The organism is Haloarcula sp. H-hyl6 (assembly GCF_056934455.1).
Genome location: NZ_JBRIIK010000002.1, coordinates 494,777 through 512,800 on the forward strand (window position 1 = coordinate 494,777; position 18,024 = coordinate 512,800).

Genomic DNA, 18,024 nt, shown 5'->3' on the forward strand with positions numbered 1-18,024 from the left:
TCGAGAGATGGCGACCCGATAGCCACGGTTCGTGCCGAGAGCCGCTTTTTCTGAGATAAACGGGATGCGACTATATCGAATCCGGACGGGTTCGGTCCGGTTCCCAACCCGTGGGAACACGCTCGACCCGTTTTTTGTAGGGCAGACAAGTGACGGGTATGGGAGAACTCGACCACGAGGTGGACGCCCCTCGCGGCGCGACTAGCCGCGAGTGGGAGGTGTTCTGTCGGGAGACGTCGGCGGACGCGCTCACGCACGTCGGGAGCGTCAGCGCCCCGTCGGCGGACATCGCCCGCGAACAGGCGACCCAACTGTTCGCCCACGCCGCCGAGGCGCTGTGGCTCTGCCCGGCCGACGAGACGGTCCGGGTGCAAGCGGAGTCGCTGGCGCTCGACCCGGCGTCGGACGAGGCGGACGCGACGATGGACGAACAGGCCATGCACGCGGAGACGCTTCGGGGTGAACAGGAGTGATTTCCGTCTCGAAACTGCTGACGGACCTCGACGCGGAGGGCGACGGCCTGCGCTACGACGCCGCCGAGGAGTCCACGAAGTCACAGATTCGCGACGAGAAACAGCGCCGTCCGGTCGTCGTCTGGAACGTCACCAAGCAGTGCAACCTCTACTGTGACCACTGCTACGCCGCCGCCGACACCGACATCGCCGACGGGGAACTCACGACGGCGGAGGGGAAGGCCCTGCTCGACGACCTCGCCGACTACGGTGCGCCGGTGATTCTGTTCTCCGGCGGCGAACCGCTCGTCCGGCAGGACCTCGAAGAACTCGTCGCGTACGCAGACGATGTGGGGGTCCGTCCGGTCCTCTCGACCAACGGCACCCTCATCACCGAGGAGCGTGCGGCGTCGCTGAAAGCGGCGGGGCTGAAGTACGCCGGCGTCTCCGTCGACGGTCTCCCGGAGCGCAACGACGACTTCCGGGGGATGGACGGCGCGTTCGACGGCGCGGTACAGGGCATCAGGAACTGTCTGGACGCCGGCCTGAAGACGGGCCTTCGCTACACCATCACGGAGCGCAACGCGCCCGACTTGGAGGGGGTCGTCGACCTGCTGACCGACGTAGGCGTCGACCGCTTCTGCTTCTACCATCTGGACTACGGCGGCCGCGGGACCGAAATCGTCGACGCCGACCTCACCCCGGTCGAGCGCCGTGAGGCCGTAAAGCGGGTGTGTGATATGACCTGCGAGTACCACGACCGGGGCGAGGAGATAGAGACGCTGCTGGTGGGGAACTACGCCGACGCGGCCTACCTCGTCGAGTACGCCCGCGAGCACATGGGCGAGGCACAGGCCCGCCGGGTGTACGAGTACCTCCGGGTCAACGGCGGCGACCCGACCGGGGAACGCGTCGCCGACGTGGACTACCAGGGCAACGTCCACCTCACCCAGTTCTGGCAGGGGTACTCGCTGGGCAACGTCCGCGACCGGCCGTTCGGGGACATCTGGGAGGACGAGTCGAACCCGCTGTTGCGGTCGCTTCGGCGGCGGGAGGACCGACTGTCGGGGAAGTGTGCGGACTGTCGCTACGCGAGCATCTGCCGCGGGGCGTCTCGACTCCGGGCGCTCACCGTCGAGGACGACCTGTTCGCCCCCGACCCGCAGTGTTACCTCGACGACGAGGAGGTACGGGGCCCCGAACCCTTCGCCGGTGGCGACGCGACCAGTCCGGCGGACTGACGCCGGCGGTGCGCCCTCTCTCGAAACCTCGCCGTATGAACCCCCTCCGAACTGAGGCCGCCCCCTCAATCCGGGCCGTCCCGTACCTTCGAGTGCGGCCGTCGCACCGACGGTCGCGGCGTATCGTATCCGTAACGCCAGTCTCGTGGGAACGCGGTACGGTTCGTTCGGGCCGCAGACCGCCCGCTGGGCACGGGCGGTCCTCGGGTGTTCTCCTTTCCTGACAGTCTGTCGGCTGTACCGGGGCGTTTTTGCCCGACCCACCTCTATGACTGGTCGTGCTGTCGGTCGAGCTTCACACGCACTCGGCGCTGTCCCACGACGGCCGCGACCCGGTCGAGCTACTGCTCGCGCAGGCGGAAGCCGTCGGCCTCGACGCGCTCGCAGTCACGGACCACGACGAGTTAGACGCCAGTCTGGAGGCCGCCGAACTCGCGCCGGAGTACGGCCTCGTGGGCATCCCCGGGATGGAGGTCACCTGTTCTGCCGGGCACGTCCTCGCGCTGGGTATCGAGGAGCCGATTCCGCCGGGCCTCTCGTTCGCCGAGACCATCGACGGCATCCGCGACCAAGGCGGCCTCGCCGTCGTCCCCCACCCGTTTCAGGAGTCGCGCCACGGCGTCCTCGAACACATTACGAAGGACGAACTGGCGACGGCCGACGCCATCGAGGTGTACAACTCCCGCCTGCTCACCGGGCGGTCGAACCGGCAGGCCGAGCGGTTCGCCCGCCGCCGCAGTCTCCCGATGACGGCGGGGAGCGACGCCCACATCGCCGAGATGGTCGGGCAGGCGGTCACGAAAGTCGACACCGACGAACGCTCCGTCGACGCTATCCTGGAGGCCATCGGCAAGGGCCGAACCACGGTCGAGGGCGAGCGGACGCCGTGGCGCATCAGTTTCCGGCAGGCCGCCGGGGGCGCCAAGCGCCGCGTGGTGAGCAGACTCGGGAGCTTTCTGGACTGAGCGATGGAGGGCGCAGACCCCGCGACCGTCCGTGCGGCGCTCGATTCCGCCGACCCGCTTCCCGGGACCGCCGGGTTCGCCGGGTCCGTCGACGGTGCACTCGCTCGCGATGTCCTCGGGCGGTACCCGCTGTTCGTCGAGTCCCACGCGGCCGAGGGTCGGGTGGCCGACGCTGACTGGAGTGCCGCCCCCACCGACCTCGACGACCCGACGCCGTTCCCCGCGGGCCACGTCCGCGACGCCGACGGGACCCGTGAGGTGTGGCGGCTTCCGACTCCCGAACCGTTCGCAGACCGCGAGACGGCGGTCGCCGAGGTCCGTGAGGCCGTCGAGCGGAGCGTCGACGCCGTCGACGCCGACGGACTGGCCGTCGCGTTCTCCGGTGGCGTCGACTCCGCGTTGCTCGCCGCGCGACTGGACGCGCCGCTGTACGTCGCCGGGTTCCCCGACAGCCACGACGTCGAAGCGGCCCGGTCTGCCGCCGACCTCATGGACCGCGAGGTGCGCGTCGTCGAGTTGACCCACGACGCAATCGAGCGGGCGGTCCCCCGAATCGTCGCCGCGACCGGGCGGACGAACGCGATGGCGGTCCAGATAGCCCTGCCGCTGTACATGACCGCGGAGCGCGTGGCCGCCGACGGGTTCGACTACCTCGCGCTCGGACAGGGCGCTGACGAACTGTTCGGCGGGTACGCGAAGGTGGCGAAGGCGCCCGACGACCCGCGCGTCGACGCGAGTACGGTCCGGGGTGCCCAGCGAGAGGTCGTCTCGACGCTCCCCGACCAACTCTCGCGGGACGTACTGGCCCTCCGGGCGGCCGGCGTCGAACCGGTGACGCCGCTGCTCCACGACCGCGTGGTGGCGGCGGCCCTGCGACTGGACGACCGGATGCTCGTCGACGGCGAGACGCGAAAGTGGACGCTCCGGCGGGCGGCCCTCGGGTCGCTCCCGGCGGCCGTCGCCACGCGAGACAAGAAGGCCGCCCAGTACGGGTCGCTGGCCGCCCGCGAACTCGACCGACTGGCCCGGCAGGCCGGCTACAAGCGGCGGATGGACGACCACGTCACCAAGTACGTCGAGTCGCTAGTCGAGTAACTACTCCTCGGCCGGGCCGCTCCCGGTGACGGCGACCGGTCGCTCCGAGTCGAGGATGACCGCCTGACTCACGCTCCCGAACACCAGCGCGCCGAGCGGCGACCGCTTCCGACCGCCGAGGATAATCATGTCGACGTCGTGGTCCTCGGCGACGGTCACGATTCGCTCTTCCGGGTCGCCGTGGGTGGTCTGTGTCTGCAGCGAGACGCCCGCGTCCCGCAACTGCTCGACCATCGCCTTCCCCGCTGGCGTCTGTTCGACCGTCGTCTTCTCGGCGGTCTCCTCGTCGTCGAAGACGTGCAACACGGTCGCTTCGACCTCCTCGTCGGCGTACGGGAGCGCCGTCGTCGCGGCGACCTGCGCGGTCGCTCGCTCCTCGCTCGCGTCCACCGGCAGTAACACCTGATACATGGCCCCCGCGACGGGTCTCGCGGCGTTAGTTACAGACCGCTTACCGTCTCGATTGCCCGCGTCCCTATCTCCACGACGTCGGCCGGAATCTCGCCGCGTCGGGCGGCCAGTTCGTCGGGGGTGAACCACGTCCAGTCGGCGGCGGGTTGCTCGCCGGGCCCGGGGTCGATGTCACGAGACGGCGCGTCGCCGTAGAAGATGAAGTCGACGTGCTGGTGGCCCACCTCGCCGCTCTCGTCGACGTTGATGTCCTCCAGCAGGAAGTGCTGTGGCTGGGGAATCGACCGGACCGTCTCGCTCTCGATGCCCTCTTGCGGGGCGACGAGGTCGACGCGCATCCCGAGTTCCTCGCGCGTCTCCCGGAGGGCGGCCTCGTGGGGGAGTTCGTCCCTATCGACGTGCCCGCCGGCCGGGAGCCACATGTCGAGCTTGTCGTGTTCGTGCAGGGCGACAGCGCCGTCGCTCACGGCGTAGACGGTGGCGACGAAGTGGCGAGTGGTCTCCATACGACCGCCGAGGGGACCCGACCAAGTCTACGTTACGGAGTTCAGGGGTGGACGCTGTCCTCGGCTTCCAGCAGTTCGTGGTAGCGGTTGCGGATGGTGACCTCCGAGATGTTCGCGACTTCGCTGACCTCGCTCTGGGTGACCTTCTCGTTGGTCAGCAGGGAGGCCGCGTAGACGGCCGCGGCCGCGAGTCCGACCGGCGACTTCCCGGAGTGGACGCCCTCCGCCTTGGCGTTCTTCAGGAGCTGGCGGGCCCGGCGCTCGACCTCCTCGGAGAGGTTGAGGTCCGAGGCGAAGCGAGGGACGTAGCTCTCGGGGTCGGCGGGCTGGATTTCGAGGCTCAGTTCCCGGACGACGTAGCGGTAGGTGCGGGCGATCTCGTCTTTCTCGACCCGGGAGACGTTCGAAATCTCGTCGAGCGAGCGCGGGGTACCGGCCTGTCGGGCGGCGGCGTACAGCGACGCCGTCGAGACGCCCTCGATGGACCGTCCCGGGAGGAGGTCCTCGTCGAGCGCACGGCGGTAGATGACGCTGGCCGTCTCGCGTACGTTCTCGGGCAGGCCGAGCGCGGAGGCCATGCGGTCGATTTCGCCGAGGGCCTGCTTGAGGTTGCGCTCCTTGGAGTCGCGGGTGCGGAACCGCTCGTTCCACGTGCGCAGACGCTGCATCTTCTCTCGCTGGCGCGAGGACAGGGAGTTGCCGTAGGCGTCCTTGTCCTGCCAGCCGATGTTGGTCGACAGGCCCTTGTCGTGCATCATGTTCGTCGTCGGCGCACCCACGCGGGACTTCTGGTCTTTCTCCTTCGAGTCGAACGCGCGCCACTCGGGGCCGGGGTCTATCTCGTCCTCCTCGACGACGAGGCCACAGTCCTCACAGACGGTCTCGCCACGCTCACTGTCGGAGAGCAGGGAGCCACCACACTCGGGACAGATGAGGCTCTCTTCCTCCTCGTCTGCTGTCTCCTCGACGTCGGTCTCCGTTTCATTCGTGTATCGGCGGATGGTGGTATCTGTCATTGGTTGCGAACTGACGGGTCTGGATACCCGAAAAACGTCTCTTGTACCCTTCTGTTGTGGCCGGAGCAACTTAAAACCTTTCCCGATTTGCAAAGCTGAAGTTGGCGTTTCGGAAAACACTCTTGCCAGTTCTGTCCGATTCCCTTCCGTTGCGAGAACTGCCCCAAACAGTTTGGACCCCGGTTTCGAAACGCTTACCGCCGGTCCACTACTCCGCCCGGACATGAGCGACAACACCGTCGACCCGGACGAGGTGCGCCACATCGCCGACCTCGCCCGCATCGACCTCGACGAAGACGAGGTCGAGCGGTTCACCGAGCAGTTCGGCGAGATTCTGGCCGCGTTCGAGGCGCTGGACGAGGTGCCCGAGACCGACCGCGAGGCCGACCTCGCGAACGTCATGCGCCCCGACGAGGTCCGCGAGGGCCTGAGTCAGGAGGAAGCGCTCCGGAACGCCCCCGAGACGGAGGCGGGCCAGTTCAAAGGGCCGAAGGTGTCGTGAGATGACCGACTACAACGGCTACATCGCCACGGAGACCATCGAGGGGGCCGACGACGGCCCCCTCGCCGGCCGCACCGTCGCCGTCAAGGACAACATCTCCACCGAGGGCGTCCAGACCACCTGCGGGTCCGCGATGCTCGACGGCTACGTTCCGCCGTACGACGCGACGGTCGTCCGTCGCCTGAAGGAGGCCGGCGCGACCATCCCCGGAAAGACCAACATGGACGAGTTCGGGATGGGGACGACGACGGAAACCTCGGCCTACGGTCCCGTCGAGAACCCCGTCGCCGAGGGACGCGTCCCGGGTGGTTCCTCCGGTGGTTCCGCGGCAGTCGTCGCGGCGGGCGACGCCGACATGGCGCTGGGGAGCGACACCGGTGGCTCGATTCGATGTCCCGCCGCGTTCTGCGGCGTCGTCGGCATCAAACCCACCTACGGACTGGTCTCCCGGTACGGCCTCGTCGCGTACGCCAACAGCCTCGAACAGATTGGCCCCATCGCGCCGTCCGTCGAGGAGGCCGCCGAACTGCTGGAAGTCATCGCCGGCCCCGACGAGCGCGACGGCACGACGCGGGACGCCAGCGAGGAGGTCGAGGACTACGAGTTCGCCGACGCCGCCGACGGCGACGTCGACGGTCTCTCCGTCGGCGTCCCGACGGAACTGCTCGACGGTGCGGACGAACAGGTCGTCGAGACGTTCTGGGACGCGATGACCGACCTCGAATCGCAGGGCGCGACCTACCACGAGGTCGACCTCCCGAGCGTCGAACACGCCGTCGAGGCGTACTACGTCATCGCGATGTCGGAGGCGTCCTCGAACCTCGCCCGCTTCGACGGCGTCCGGTACGGGCAGTCGGGCGGCTACGAGGGCAACTGGAACGAGTCGTTCGCCAATTCGCGCGAGGAGGGCTTCGGCGAGGAGGTCAAGCGCCGCGTCCTGCTGGGGACGTACGCCCTCTCGGCCGGCTACCACGACAAGTACTACAAGAAGGCCCAGGACGCCCGCGCGTGGGTCAAGCAGGACTTCGACGAGGCGCTCTCGGAGGCCGACGTGCTGGCGTCGCCGACGATGCCGGTCCCGCCGATGAAACGCGGCGAGAGTCTGTCCGACCCGCTGACGATGTATCTGGCCGACGCCAACACGACCCCCGTGAACCTCGCGAACCTCCCGGCCATCTCGGTGCCCGCCGGCGAGACCGAGGACGGCCTCCCAGTCGGTCTGCAACTCGTCGGACCGGCGTTCGGCGAGCGGACGATTATCCGGGCGGGCAGTGCGTTAGCGTAGCGCACGAGCATCCGGGCGGGCAGTGCGCTGGCCCGAAAGAGACGCTTTTGTCACTCCGTCTCCACGGTCGGGTATGAGCGACGACGAGGGACGACTCGCGTGGATTCACTGGCCGACCATGGCGAAGGGGGCCGCCGTCGGCGTCGGCGTCGGCCTCATCCTCGCACTGATGCTGGAGGACTTCGTGTTCGGGATGACGCTGGGGCTCGTGAACGGTCTCGCGTTCGGCGTCGGGTGGTCACACTCTCAGTAGTGATACCCCGATAATCAGGCGTCCCGCTTTTGCCCGGGAGCGACGAACCGACACTGTGAGCGACGTGGTCGTCGGCGAGGACTCCCACTCTCCGGTGGTCGACTACGACCACGAGGCGACGCGGGCGAGCCGACTGTTCGCTGACCTCGCGGACCGGGCCGAGGAAGCGCTCTCGGACCCGTCGGTGCGCCGTCGCTGTTCGTTCTCGAACCGAGGCCGAAGTCGGACTGACGGCGACGACGGGCCGTCGGGATAGGCCAGCCTCTCGGACCTCTGACCTACAGGACGGCGTCGTAGACGGTCGCTAGTCGGTCGACGGCGTGGTCGACGCTGACCTGCTCCCGGCGGGCGAGGCAGGTCTCCCGCAGGCGCTCGCGCTCGTCGAGCGTCCGCTCGATGGCGCGTCGGAACCCGTCGATGTCTCCCTCCGGGTACGAGTAGCCCGTCTCGCCGTCGTCGATAGTGTCCGAGAGCGCGCCGGCGTCGACGCCGGCGACCGGGGTCCCACAGCAGTTGGCCTCCAGCGCGACCAGTCCCTGCGTCTCGACGGGACTGGGGAACGCGAAGACGTCCAGCGCGCCGTACAGTTCCGGGAGTTCCTCGCGGTCGAGGAAGCCCAGAAACCGAACGTCGAGGTCCGTCTCGGCGGCCATCGCTTCGAGGCCCTCGCGGGCCGGGCCGTCCCCGCCGAAGACCACGGTCACGTCGAGTCCCTCGCAGGCGGTGACGATGTCTTCGAGACACTTCTCGTGGCCGTGCCGACCGGTGTAGCCGACGAGGGGGCCCTCCGGCAGGCCGTGACGCGCCCGGAAGTCGCTGTCCGGTCGCGGCGCGAAGAAGTCGACGTCGACGCCGTTGGAGATGACCTCGACGGCGGTGTCCGCCTCCACCGTCTCCCGGACGTGGGCGGCGGCCTGTTCGCTCGGGGCGACGACGACGGCGGCGTGGTCCAAGAACCACCGTTCGTAGTGTTCGGCGCTGGACTGGACCGCCGACTCGACGGTTGTGTTCGAGGAGACGTACTCGGCGTACTCGCCGGTCGGCGTGTGGTAGGAGGCGACCAGCGGCGCGTCGAGTTTCCGGGCGAGACGCTGGCCCGCCATCCCGAGGCTGAACGGCGTGTGGGCGTGGACGACGTCGGCATCGGAGACGGCGTCGGGAATCTGGGGCATCCCGAGGCGGAACCCCTCGTAGAACGGGAACGGGAAGCTCCTGACGGGGTACTCGCCGTCCGCGGGGTCGTGGTCGCTCTTGGGGTAGACGACGTCCATGCGGCCGCCGCGGGCGTGCCAGCGGTCCCGCCACGTCTTGACCGTGTACGTCACGCCGTTGACGGTCGGGAGGTACGTGTCGGTGAACGCGGCCACCTGCGGCAGTGCCATCGACGCGGCGTAAACAGACCAACGAGTAAACCCTTGCCATTGGGCCCGACGAGGGTGCCGAGGGTCGGTGCGTTTTTCACTCCCCGACCTGTCCACCTGCCAATGGCTTCGGACCGGTGGTTGTACGCGTGGGCACTCGGGTCCGTCGCGCTCGGTGCGGCGTCGCTGTTGGTCCCCCTGTACTTCGTGACAATCGGCGGCGGTACGCTGTTGCTCGGCGTCCTCGCCGGCGTCGCCGCCGCGGCGGGCGCGCCCGGTGCGCTCGTCTTCGGCCGCCTCGCGGACCGAACGGGCAGGCGGCGCTCGCTCGTCCTCGCCGCGATGGGGCTCGCCGCGGGGTCGCTCGTTCTCGTCTCGCTGACCGAATCGGCGTGGCTCGTCATCCTCGGCAACGGCCTGCTGTGGTTCGCCGCCGGCGCCGCCGCGCCGGTGCTCACTCTCCTCGTCACCGTCGGGTCGGTCGAACGGGACTGGCCGGGTCGGTTCGCGACGCTCAACCGCTATCAGGGGTGGGGCTGGGCCGGTGGCCTCGTCCTCGGACTCGTGTGGACGACGGTCCTCTCGGGACCGCTCGGTGCGACGGTCGCTCAGCAGGTCCTGCTGTGGGTCTGTGCCGGGGTGGCCGCCGTCGCGGCCGTCCTCGTCGGTCGATTGCTCCCGCCGGACCCGACGCTGGCGGACAGTCCCCGTCCCAGCCGTCTCGCTCGGGCGCTCACCCGCACCCGTCGACTGCCGGTTCGCAGTGCGACCTTCCCGGTCGGACCGGGGCGCGTCTACTGGCTCACGCGGTCGTTCCACCCCCGGCGGGTCCTCGCTCGACTCACGCCGACGCTGTCCCTGTACTTCGCCGCCGTCGTCGCCGTCTTCGTAGGCTTCGGGGTGTTCTGGGGGCCGCTCCCCTCGTATCTCGCCGGAACGCTCCGCTACGACTCGGGAACGATATTCGCGCTGTATCTGGCGTCCAGCCTCGGGTCGGCGCTGTTCTACGGTGGGGCCGGTCGGCTTGCGGAACGGTACGACGCGGCGGGCGTCCAGACCGGTGGCCTGCTGGCCCGGTCGGTACTCCACCCAACCGTCGCCGTCGTCGGCGGCCTCGTCCCGGTTGCGTCGCTGGCCCTCCTGACCAACGGCGTGGTGTTCGCTCTCATCGGCGTCGCGTGGGCGCTCGTCGCGGTCACCGCGGCCAGTATCGTCACGCGCCTCGCCCCCTCCGCCATCCGCGGCGAGGCACTCGGTCTTTACACGGCGTTCTCCGGGCTAGCGAGCGGCGTCGGGTCGGTTGTCGGGGGATGGCTCGCGGGCTACGGGTTCACGCTGGCGTTCGGCGTCGCCGGCGGGTTCGTCTTCGTCGGGACGGCAATCGTCGCCGTCCTCTGGCGGCGCGAGGGGCGACGACTGTCGAGCGCCGCACCGACGACCGACTGACCGCTCACTCGGTCGTCGTCTCGGACGGCGGTGACGCTCGCACGTGGGCGCGCGTCCAATACACCTCGCCGTCGTAGTCGACGAGATAGAGGCTCCCGCCCTCGTCCTCGGCGCTGTCGGCGAGCGAGTGAGGCGACTCGTGCGCCCGGAACCGCTCGACGAGCGACCTGACGGCGTCCGGTGCCGTCTCGTCCGGGCCGACGACGTAGCCGTCCTCGCTGATGGCCGTCGTCACGACGTCTCGCTCCGCGTCCGTGAGGTCGGTCAGTTCGAAGGCGAACCGCTCGCGCATCCGCCCCCCGTACGCTCGGGCCGACGCGACCCGGTCGGCACCGTACCGATAGGTCTTCAGCGTGCGGTCGTACGCGTCGTCGACGACCCACTCGGCCTTCGCCCCGTTCGCCCACGTGACGGCCTCGTAGTCGGATTCGGGGACGAGCGCCGACCGCTCGCGCTCCGAATCGGTGTAGCGGAACGTCGTCCCGATACCGACCGGGTCGCCGTCTTCGAGGCCGTGTTCGGCGAACGCCTCGCGGTCGACGGCGGGGAGGTCCGAGAACTGCACCGTCGCGCTGTCGGGCGGGTCCGTCTCCAAAATGTCGACCTTCACCGAGTAGAGGGTGGCCGGCGTCTCGGAGACCACGTCGTAGTCGAGGCGGTAGACGGCGTCGCCGTAGCTGAGGTGCCGGTCCTCGGGGAACGGCGGGTCCAGTCGCTCGACGGTCGCTCCGCCGTCGACGATAGCCGCCATCGTCTCGGCCCGGTCGTCCGGCTTCTCGGTCTCGACGGTGTAGAGTACCTTCTCGGGGAGTTCGGCGTCGTCGACGGGCGTCATCTCGACGCGGGCGGTCGGCACCTCTGCGGCGAGACTCCCACTCGTGCCGTAGCCGGCGGGGCTGGTACACCCGGCGACAGCGGTGGGGAGGGCGGCCGCGACGGCGGCGAGGTACGAACGGCGGTCCATAGCTGGTCTGTCAGCCCCCCAGAGTAAGTAGCGACCGGTGGCTCAAACCGGAGTTTGAGTGAGCGGTTTGCTCCGGCTCAGACTAGTTCCTCGTACGTCTCGACGAGTCGTTCCCCGACCCGGTCCAAGCCGTGTTCGCGGGCCGTCTCCGTCGCGTTCTCGCCCAGTCGCTCCCGGAGGTCCGGGTTCGCTTCGAGGCGTTCGAGGGCCTCGCGGAACTCGGCCTCGTCCGAGCATATGAGACAGTCGTGGCCGTCCTCGTAGTACTCGCGGAACACGGGGATGTCCGAGAGGACGACGGCCTTCCCGCAGGCCATCGCTTCGAGGACGACGATACCTTGGTTCTCCACCTTGGAGGGGAACAGGAACACGTCGCCCGCGCCGTAGGCCCCGCGGATGTCGTCGACCCACCCGGTGAACGTGACGTTCTCGGGCGGGTCGGAGGTCCACGTTCGCACCTCGCTGGACCCGTGCGGGCCGTCGTCGTAGGTGCCGAACCACGCGAAGTCGTAGTCCGTCTGCTGGGCCAGTTCGCAGAACGTGGTCAACCCCTTCCGCTCGAAGACGCTCCCGACGGCGAAGACGACCATCCCCTCCAGGTCGTACCGCTCGCGGTACTCCTCGCGGAAGGACTCGAACCCCTCCAGCGGGGCCGTGTCGACGCCGTTGGTGACGGGGCGGATGGGCGCGTCGACGGGGTACTCTTCGAGGACGCCCTTCGTGTACTCGGAGGGACAGAGGACCATATCCGCCTGCGAGTAGAACCACTGCAGGTACTCGCCGAGCGCGGGCGCGACGAGGTTCGACCCGCGGAAACTGCCGCGGAAGTCCTCCCGGGTGACGTGGGCGTGGAGGACCAACGGGATGTCGTTGCGTGTGGCGTGACGGGCGACGGCGACCGACCCCGGTCCAATCATGTTGCAGTGGGCGACGTCGTACTCGCGGAACACCGGGTCGTCGAAGGCGAGGTTCCCGCCCAAGGCCCATCCGGGGTGGCCGTCGGTCCACGGGGACGTGAGGACACCGACGTCGGTGTCTGCGAGCGCCTGCCGCTGGTGGTCGACGGAGGTGCCGATGCCCGACCGGTCCAAGCGGTCGGCGAGTTCGAGGTAGTTCAGGACGCGCACGGGCGGTCGGACCGGGGCCGCGAGCAAAACTGTACCGACTCGGCGTCACCGCGGTCCGGAAGGCGTTTTTAGCTTCCGACCGGACAGTCGGTGATGACAGACGAGGCGACCATCGCCCGAGAGCGCATCGAGCGACTCCAGTCGATGGCCCGCGACGCCGTCCGCGAGGGGCGCGAGGACCGCGCCCGGACGTACGTTCGACGCGCTCGGCGCATCGCAGAGCGCCACCGCCTCCGTCTCCCCCGGGCGTTCGAGCGCTCGATTTGCCGGTCCTGTGACACGTACCTCGTCCCCGGTCGAAACGCGCGCGTTCGGACGCAGTCGGGTCACGTCGTCGTCTCCTGTGAGTGCGGGTCACACGCTCGCTACCCCTACGAGTGAGGGAACCACGACTATTGGTTTTAAGGCTGTGACGCCCTTTGGTCGGCCACATGCCTGATACATCTCGCGAGCAGCGGATTCACGACCTCGACGCGACGCTCCGCGTCGGGAAGAACGGTATCGACCCGGTCGCCGACGAACTGAAGACGCAACTCGACAACAGCGAGTTCGTGAAGGTGAAGTTCCTCCGGTCGGCCCGCGGCGGGACGACGAGTGAGGCACTCGCCGACGAACTCGCCGCGCAAGCAGGGGCCTCCGTCGTCCGCGTTCGCGGGCATACAGCGGTGTTCGAGCGATGATGCAGGTCGCTCCCATCGCCAACTTCCTCGAACAGTTCCTTCCGACCGGCCTCGCCACCACGGCCGCGCAGGCCATCGTGTTCGTGCTGGTCGCCGTCCTCGTCTATCTGGTTGGCAAAGCCGTCGTCATCCCCATCGTCGACCGGTCGCTGCAGTCCCGTGACCTCGACGAACACGCCCGGAAACCGCTGAAGAAGTTGACGAGTCTCGTCATCGTCTTCGTCGCAATCGCGACGGCGTTCGGCTTGGCGCAGTACGGCGACTTTCTGCAGTCCCTCGCGACCATCGCCGCCGCGGCGACGCTGGCAATCGGGTTCGCCATGCAGGACGTCCTCTCGAACTTCGTCGCGGGCATCTTCATCTTCACCGACAAACCGTTCCGCATCGGCGACTGGATAGAGTGGGACGACAACGCCGGCGTCGTCGAGGACATCAGCCTCCGCGTCTCCCGCGTCCGCACGTTCGACAACGAACTGCTGACGGTCCCGAACTCCGAACTCACCGACGGCGTCATCAAGAACCCCGTCGCGAAGGACCAACTCCGCCTGAAGTTCGTCTTCGGCATCGGCTACGACGACGACATCGACCGAGCAACTGACATCATCCTCGAAGAGGCCCAGAAGCACGCGGGCATCCTCGAAGACCCCGCGCCCTCGGTCCGACTGGTCGAACTCGGCGACTCCTCCGTGGGCCTCCAGTCCCGCATCTGGATAGACAACCCCAGTCGCTCGGACTTCGTGAAGACCCGCGGCGAGTACGTGCAGGCGGTCAAAGAGCGGTTCGACGAGGAGGGCATCGACATCCCCTACCCGAACCGCACCATCGGCGGCGGCCTCGAACTCGCCGGCCTCGACGGCGTCGTGGAACCGGCCGACGACTAACCACCTCTCGGTGCGGTGACGTCCTTGGGCCTTCGGGCCTGCGGGAACCTCCCTGCCCACGGTCGACGAGTCGCCCGTTCGCACGGTGCGAGCGGTCGGCGGTCCCTCACTATCGCCAAGATGGGGCGACGGCCGGAATCTCGGACTGCGGCCCCGGGAGACCGGTCCCGGCCGAAACCGCCGCTCGGAGCGACAGACCGCTCGTACCGCTCGTAGGTGTTCTGGCCTCGTTGGCTATCGCGGGATGGGAGGAATCAGCTATGCGCATCGACCTCCCGGAAATCTACTGACTCCCGGTACTGCTCTCAGCAGGTCGCTGAATGGTGCGGACATCGACAGATTAAGACGGGGCGCTCGCTGGAGACACGAGCGCTTCAGGCTGGCGGGCGTGTCGGGAAAATCGACCGGAGGCGTATCCAATACCCGATAAGGACGTGCTTACGGCCGTGGGCGACCGAGGTGGGACTCCCGCCGGTGGTTCGGTGTCTTCAGACCTACTGTCGTCTGTCGAATAGCGGACGATAACGGCGGGTAAGGAACATGTAGTGATGTATCCCGATTCGAATGTCACGGTATGCGCTCGGTCATCACCACAGTCGGCAAATGGATGCTCGTCAAGGCCGACAAACTCGGCATCGCCACTCCCGACGTTATCTATGGATTCGGCGACCGCTGGCTTCGCTTGGTGTCCTTCACGCCGACCGAGGAAGCCCACGCAGTCGCCGACGTCCTCTATCGAGAGTACGAGCCTGACTCCGTGATAGACTTCGGGTGTGGGCTCGGCAGGTACCTCACCGGGTTCCAGGCCCACGGCGCCACAGTCCACGGCGTCGAAGGCTTTTCAGAGGCCCGAGACCACGCCGAGATACCGACCGACGCGCTCACCATCCACGACCTCCGCGAACCGCTGGTACTCGACGACCGGTACGATTTGGCGCTGTGTATCGAGACCGCCGAACACATTCCGCCACGATTCGCAGACACCCTCGTCGAGACCGTCACGGCCGCGGCGCCGCGCGTAATCTTCACCGCCGCCCCACCCGGACACCGAGGGACACACCACGTAAACGAGGCACCACGAGAGTACTGGATCGAGAAGTTTCGGTCGAACGGCTTCTCGTACGCCGCCGAGGAGACGGACCGGCTCCAAGAATCGATTCGCTCCGAGATAGACGCCGCGGAGTGGGTCGCCGACCGGCCCTTCATCTTCGTCGAACGATAACCCACGCTCGCCGCTGTGCCGTGTACTCGCTGTCTCGTCCGCGTACCGTACGTGTGAAACGAAGACTGTCGCTTCCCACCGTCGGCACGCGACCCCGGTTCTGACCGTGTTCGTCACGCCGTCGTAGCACTCCCGCAGGCCGCGAGCGGGCCACGGAACCCTCTGTAGAAGACAGTACTCAGGTATGAATGGGTGGACGGCCGGGATTGCCCGACGTTCGGACGTGGGTAATCCCGTTTGCCTCCTCCACCCCGCGACCCCACGAGCGACGGGTGTCCGATGGTCCGCTGCTCACTTCCGTGCCTGACGGGCTGCCATCGATCAACCACGAGGGCGCATCCCTGCAGATGCGACCACGTGGACCGCCGTCCCCGTGGGACGAGGCTTCTACGTTGGCTCACGGGGTCCACGTCCGTCTGACCGGACGCACCCGGAGTTCGGTCCCCGCTCATGACCACAGTGCGGGCGAGGAGGGGGGCCAAGCCCCCCGACCTAGTCCACTTCGATGGTCCGCCGCCGCCGCATAAGGGCCTTTCGGAACATCCGGGGACCGCGCGGGGACGCGGTCAGAACAGACCCAGCGCGCGAGCGAACCACGCGGCCCCAATCGGCACCGGCACGCTGGCGAGGACGACTGCCCACCGGTGGTGTTCCATGAGCGTCGCCTCCGACAGACCGAGGACGAGGCTGTTGGGCACCGTCGCCGCCCACAGCAGACTGAGGCCCACGATGAACAGCCCCAAGACGAGTGCGGCCCCGGCGGCGACGCCGGGGTCCGTCCGACCCTCGCGACCTGCCGCGAGGACGATGACGGCCACCAGCGAGAGGACGGCCGGGATGGCGGGCGTGACGCCGCCGGCGTCGTAGTACGCGCCGACGGCCGACGTCGTCTCGACGAGGATGAACGGTACCGCGAGAGCGAGGAGATAGAGGATACAGCCGACGATACCGACGGTCGGGGCGGTCCGTAAGTCGTCCATATCGGTCGTCCGGTCGGCGGCGTCTTAACGCCGACGCTCGAGCGTAACGACGAAATGGACGCCCGTAGTAGCCTGCGCCATGGGACTTGGCTCGACGGCGAAGAAGATACAGAAAGTGGCCGACGTCGCCGACGACCTCTACACGAAGGTCAACGAACTCAAAGCACAGTTACAGGAGCTCAGAGAGACGGTCGAGGACACCAACGCCCGCGTCGACGACGTAGACCGCGAGCTAGCCGAACAGCGAGCGCTGCTCGAAGCCCTCGCCGAGGAACAGGGCGTCGACGTCGATTCGGTGCTCGCCGCCGAACACATCGACGACGCGGAGTCTGCGGACGCTGACCGAACGGACGAGTCCGGGTCGACACAGACCTAGCGGTAACGGTGTCCGTCAGAGGTCGACGGTCCGGTCGTCGGCCCCTGGGAGCCTCACCGTCGCCCGTCCCTCGCGGGTCACGGATACGGTCCCGTCGAACAGTTGAGCGAGCGTCTCCACTGCGTCGTCGTCGTGTGCCGTCGAACAGATGGTGTAGACGCCGAGCGCACCGGCGTTCTCGACGCGTGACGTGAACGCGTGGACGAATCGGAACGCGGTCTGGAGCGTCGAGTAGACCAGTACCGGCGACAGCGAATCCACGAGGACGCGCGTTCGCTCGATGCCCCCGGCGTCGTAGGCGGACTGCACGAACTCGGAGTACGCGAGTCCGATGTCGGTCACGGCTCTCGGCGAGTCGACGTACCTCGTGTGCCGGTGGTCGTCGGCGTCGCCCCCGTTCTGTTCCGTGACGGCGTCGACGACGTACAACGGCGGTACGTCCCCCTCAACGTCGCGGAGACACGCCCGGTAGTCCGTGCGGACCCTGTCGGCGGTGTCACGCGTCGTCACGGCGAGGGTTTCGTCACCCCTTCGGGTCCCCTCTGCCACCGCGGTCATCGCGAGTCGCCGCGCACCGCTCATCGGCGGCCCCGCGACGAGTACGTTCGTGCCGGGGTCCAGGGGAACGTCGGGCCACGCCTCACCGAGACAGTACATACCTATGGTAGTTCTGATAGGTGTCGAACGGCCACGTCGGACGGCTAGCAGTACCGTCTGCCGACAGGCGTATATGCGTTGTCCTATAGGTGACAGTGAGACCGCGTCACCGCTACACGCGTGGTGTCGATTCACGAACGCGAGACGGAACCGGTTGGTTTAAACCACAACACCGAATTACGTATGACGTAGGGCGCTTAGCTCAGCCTGGACAGAGTGCTTGGCTTCGGACCAAACCGTCGGGGGTTCAAATCCCTCAGCGCCCGTCCCGTTTTGTGACGGTCCACATTTGGCAGACGGCAGTACGACGTTTATAAACCACATCCCCTCCAGCCGATTTGATTTCGTTACGCTGCGTAACGGGGTCGACGGCGTCTTGCGATTCGCTAAGATTTAGATGACAGAACAGCGGCAAATAGCTTGTGGTGTGGTGCCATGTTTAGTCACTCTCGTCTTCGAGACTCTCCTTCGCTTGTTCCATGGTCTCGATACGTTTGTCCGATAGCTCTGCTTCCCATTCCGTGGCGAAATTCTGGTTTTAGCGACGGAGAAGGCGAAACAGTTCAAGACGCATCAATCTCATTGCCGCACTTGGTACGGTATA

The 18,024-nt window shown here is 67.7% G+C and carries 22 protein-coding genes, 1 tRNA gene and 1 other RNA gene; 15 read left to right on the forward strand and 9 right to left on the reverse strand.

The window, feature by feature from the left end:
• Positions 1-158 precede the first annotated feature (158 nt).
• The 4 genes from Hhyl6_RS15995 (at position 159) to Hhyl6_RS16010 (ending at position 3,753) form a co-directional block, all read left to right on the forward strand.
• Positions 159-473, forward strand: a complete 315-nt coding sequence (locus Hhyl6_RS15995; RefSeq protein WP_483740253.1) for an Htur_1727 family rSAM-partnered candidate RiPP — start codon at positions 159-161, stop codon at positions 471-473.
• Entirely contained in the window at positions 470-1,693 is a 1,224-nt protein-coding gene (locus Hhyl6_RS16000; RefSeq protein ID WP_483740254.1) for a TIGR04347 family pseudo-SAM/SPASM protein, read from the forward strand. Before Hhyl6_RS15995 ends, Hhyl6_RS16000 begins: the two co-directional genes overlap by 4 nt.
• 278 nt (positions 1,694-1,971) lie before the next feature.
• Positions 1,972-2,658 carry a PHP domain-containing protein gene (locus Hhyl6_RS16005; protein ID WP_483740255.1) on the forward strand — a complete coding sequence of 229 codons (687 nt, stop codon included), beginning with the start codon at positions 1,972-1,974 and terminating at the stop codon, positions 2,656-2,658.
• A 3-nt stretch (positions 2,659-2,661) separates the two neighbouring features.
• Positions 2,662-3,753 carry an asparagine synthase C-terminal domain-containing protein gene (locus Hhyl6_RS16010; RefSeq protein ID WP_483740256.1) on the forward strand — a complete coding sequence of 364 codons (1,092 nt, stop codon included), beginning with the start codon at positions 2,662-2,664 and terminating at the stop codon, positions 3,751-3,753.
• On the opposite strand, the gene Hhyl6_RS16015 is transcribed toward Hhyl6_RS16010, so the two are convergent.
• From Hhyl6_RS16015 to Hhyl6_RS16025, 3 genes are read right to left on the reverse strand one after another with little or no spacing between them, the layout of a single operon-like run.
• Positions 3,754-4,164 (reverse strand): universal stress protein, encoded by a 411-nt coding sequence (locus Hhyl6_RS16015; protein ID WP_483740257.1) that lies wholly within the window; start codon positions 4,162-4,164, stop codon positions 3,754-3,756.
• A gap of 29 nt (positions 4,165-4,193) precedes the next feature.
• Entirely contained in the window at positions 4,194-4,670 is a 477-nt protein-coding gene (locus Hhyl6_RS16020) for an NUDIX hydrolase (protein WP_483740258.1), read from the reverse strand.
• Positions 4,671-4,711: 41 nt separating this feature from the next.
• Positions 4,712-5,686 carry a transcription initiation factor IIB gene (locus Hhyl6_RS16025; protein ID WP_483740259.1) on the reverse strand — a complete coding sequence of 325 codons (975 nt, stop codon included), beginning with the start codon at positions 5,684-5,686 and terminating at the stop codon, positions 4,712-4,714.
• Between the two features lie 223 nt (positions 5,687-5,909).
• On the opposite strand from Hhyl6_RS16025, the gene gatC reads away from it, so the two are divergent.
• From gatC to Hhyl6_RS16045, 4 genes are all read left to right on the forward strand, one after another.
• The gene (gatC, locus tag Hhyl6_RS16030; protein ID WP_483740260.1) at positions 5,910-6,188 is read left to right on the forward strand and encodes an Asp-tRNA(Asn)/Glu-tRNA(Gln) amidotransferase subunit GatC; all 279 of its coding nucleotides are present in this window, start codon (positions 5,910-5,912) and stop codon (positions 6,186-6,188) included.
• A 1-nt stretch (position 6,189) separates the two neighbouring features.
• Entirely contained in the window at positions 6,190-7,473 is a 1,284-nt protein-coding gene (gene gatA / locus Hhyl6_RS16035) for an Asp-tRNA(Asn)/Glu-tRNA(Gln) amidotransferase subunit GatA (protein WP_483740261.1), read from the forward strand.
• Positions 7,474-7,546: 73 nt separating this feature from the next.
• Positions 7,547-7,726 carry a hypothetical protein gene (locus Hhyl6_RS16040; protein ID WP_483740262.1) on the forward strand — a complete coding sequence of 60 codons (180 nt, stop codon included), beginning with the start codon at positions 7,547-7,549 and terminating at the stop codon, positions 7,724-7,726.
• Positions 7,727-7,781: 55 nt separating this feature from the next.
• On the forward strand, positions 7,782-7,982 hold the full coding sequence (locus Hhyl6_RS16045; protein ID WP_483740263.1) for a hypothetical protein: 201 nt from the start codon (positions 7,782-7,784) through the stop codon (positions 7,980-7,982).
• Positions 7,983-8,004: 22 nt separating this feature from the next.
• Here Hhyl6_RS16045 and Hhyl6_RS16050 read toward each other — a convergent pair whose 3' ends face one another.
• Positions 8,005-9,108 (reverse strand): glycosyltransferase, encoded by a 1,104-nt coding sequence (locus Hhyl6_RS16050; RefSeq protein WP_483740264.1) that lies wholly within the window; start codon positions 9,106-9,108, stop codon positions 8,005-8,007.
• Here Hhyl6_RS16050 and Hhyl6_RS16055 point away from each other — a divergent pair.
• On the forward strand, positions 9,013-10,533 hold the full coding sequence (locus tag Hhyl6_RS16055) for an MFS transporter (protein ID WP_483740265.1): 1,521 nt from the start codon (positions 9,013-9,015) through the stop codon (positions 10,531-10,533). The genes Hhyl6_RS16050 and Hhyl6_RS16055 overlap by 96 nt on opposite strands.
• A gap of 4 nt (positions 10,534-10,537) precedes the next feature.
• Here the strand turns inward: Hhyl6_RS16055 and Hhyl6_RS16060 are convergent, their stop codons facing one another.
• Both Hhyl6_RS16060 and Hhyl6_RS16065 read right to left on the reverse strand, forming a co-directional pair.
• On the reverse strand, positions 10,538-11,497 hold the full coding sequence (locus tag Hhyl6_RS16060; RefSeq protein ID WP_483740266.1) for a hypothetical protein: 960 nt from the start codon (positions 11,495-11,497) through the stop codon (positions 10,538-10,540).
• A gap of 77 nt (positions 11,498-11,574) precedes the next feature.
• Positions 11,575-12,624, reverse strand: coding sequence for a glycosyltransferase family 4 protein (locus Hhyl6_RS16065; RefSeq protein ID WP_483740267.1), 1,050 nt, complete (start codon positions 12,622-12,624; stop codon positions 11,575-11,577).
• Between the two features lie 93 nt (positions 12,625-12,717).
• Between Hhyl6_RS16065 and Hhyl6_RS16070 the strand changes: the two genes are divergently transcribed.
• The 4 genes from Hhyl6_RS16070 (at position 12,718) to Hhyl6_RS16085 (ending at position 15,407) form a co-directional block, all read left to right on the forward strand.
• Positions 12,718-13,005, forward strand: coding sequence for a ribonuclease P protein component 4 (locus tag Hhyl6_RS16070; protein WP_483740268.1), 288 nt, complete (start codon positions 12,718-12,720; stop codon positions 13,003-13,005).
• A 50-nt stretch (positions 13,006-13,055) separates the two neighbouring features.
• Positions 13,056-13,304, forward strand: a complete 249-nt coding sequence (locus Hhyl6_RS16075; RefSeq protein WP_483740269.1) for a YhbY family RNA-binding protein — start codon at positions 13,056-13,058, stop codon at positions 13,302-13,304.
• Positions 13,304-14,185 (forward strand): mechanosensitive ion channel family protein, encoded by an 882-nt coding sequence (locus tag Hhyl6_RS16080; RefSeq protein ID WP_483740736.1) that lies wholly within the window; start codon positions 13,304-13,306, stop codon positions 14,183-14,185. The genes Hhyl6_RS16075 and Hhyl6_RS16080 overlap by 1 nt, the downstream gene beginning before the upstream one ends.
• A gap of 574 nt (positions 14,186-14,759) precedes the next feature.
• Entirely contained in the window at positions 14,760-15,407 is a 648-nt protein-coding gene (locus tag Hhyl6_RS16085) for a methyltransferase domain-containing protein (RefSeq protein WP_483740270.1), read from the forward strand.
• 190 nt (positions 15,408-15,597) lie between these two features.
• Here Hhyl6_RS16085 and ffs read toward each other — a convergent pair.
• Both ffs and Hhyl6_RS16095 read right to left on the reverse strand, forming a co-directional pair.
• Positions 15,598-15,910, reverse strand: an RNA gene (gene ffs, locus Hhyl6_RS16090) — signal recognition particle sRNA.
• A gap of 63 nt (positions 15,911-15,973) precedes the next feature.
• Complete coding sequence (locus Hhyl6_RS16095) at positions 15,974-16,387, reverse strand: DUF7548 family protein (protein WP_483740271.1); 414 nt, start codon at positions 16,385-16,387, stop codon at positions 15,974-15,976.
• A 79-nt stretch (positions 16,388-16,466) separates the two neighbouring features.
• On the opposite strand from Hhyl6_RS16095, the gene Hhyl6_RS16100 reads away from it, so the two are divergent.
• Positions 16,467-16,763, forward strand: a complete 297-nt coding sequence (locus Hhyl6_RS16100; RefSeq protein WP_483740272.1) for a DUF5798 family protein — start codon at positions 16,467-16,469, stop codon at positions 16,761-16,763.
• A 15-nt stretch (positions 16,764-16,778) separates the two neighbouring features.
• Here Hhyl6_RS16100 and Hhyl6_RS16105 read toward each other — a convergent pair whose 3' ends face one another.
• Positions 16,779-17,420 (reverse strand): RAD55 family ATPase, encoded by a 642-nt coding sequence (locus tag Hhyl6_RS16105; protein ID WP_483740273.1) that lies wholly within the window; start codon positions 17,418-17,420, stop codon positions 16,779-16,781.
• A 191-nt stretch (positions 17,421-17,611) separates the two neighbouring features.
• Between Hhyl6_RS16105 and Hhyl6_RS16110 the strand changes: the two genes are divergently transcribed.
• Positions 17,612-17,686 (forward strand) — tRNA-Arg (locus tag Hhyl6_RS16110).
• Positions 17,687-18,024: the final 338 nt, after the last annotated feature.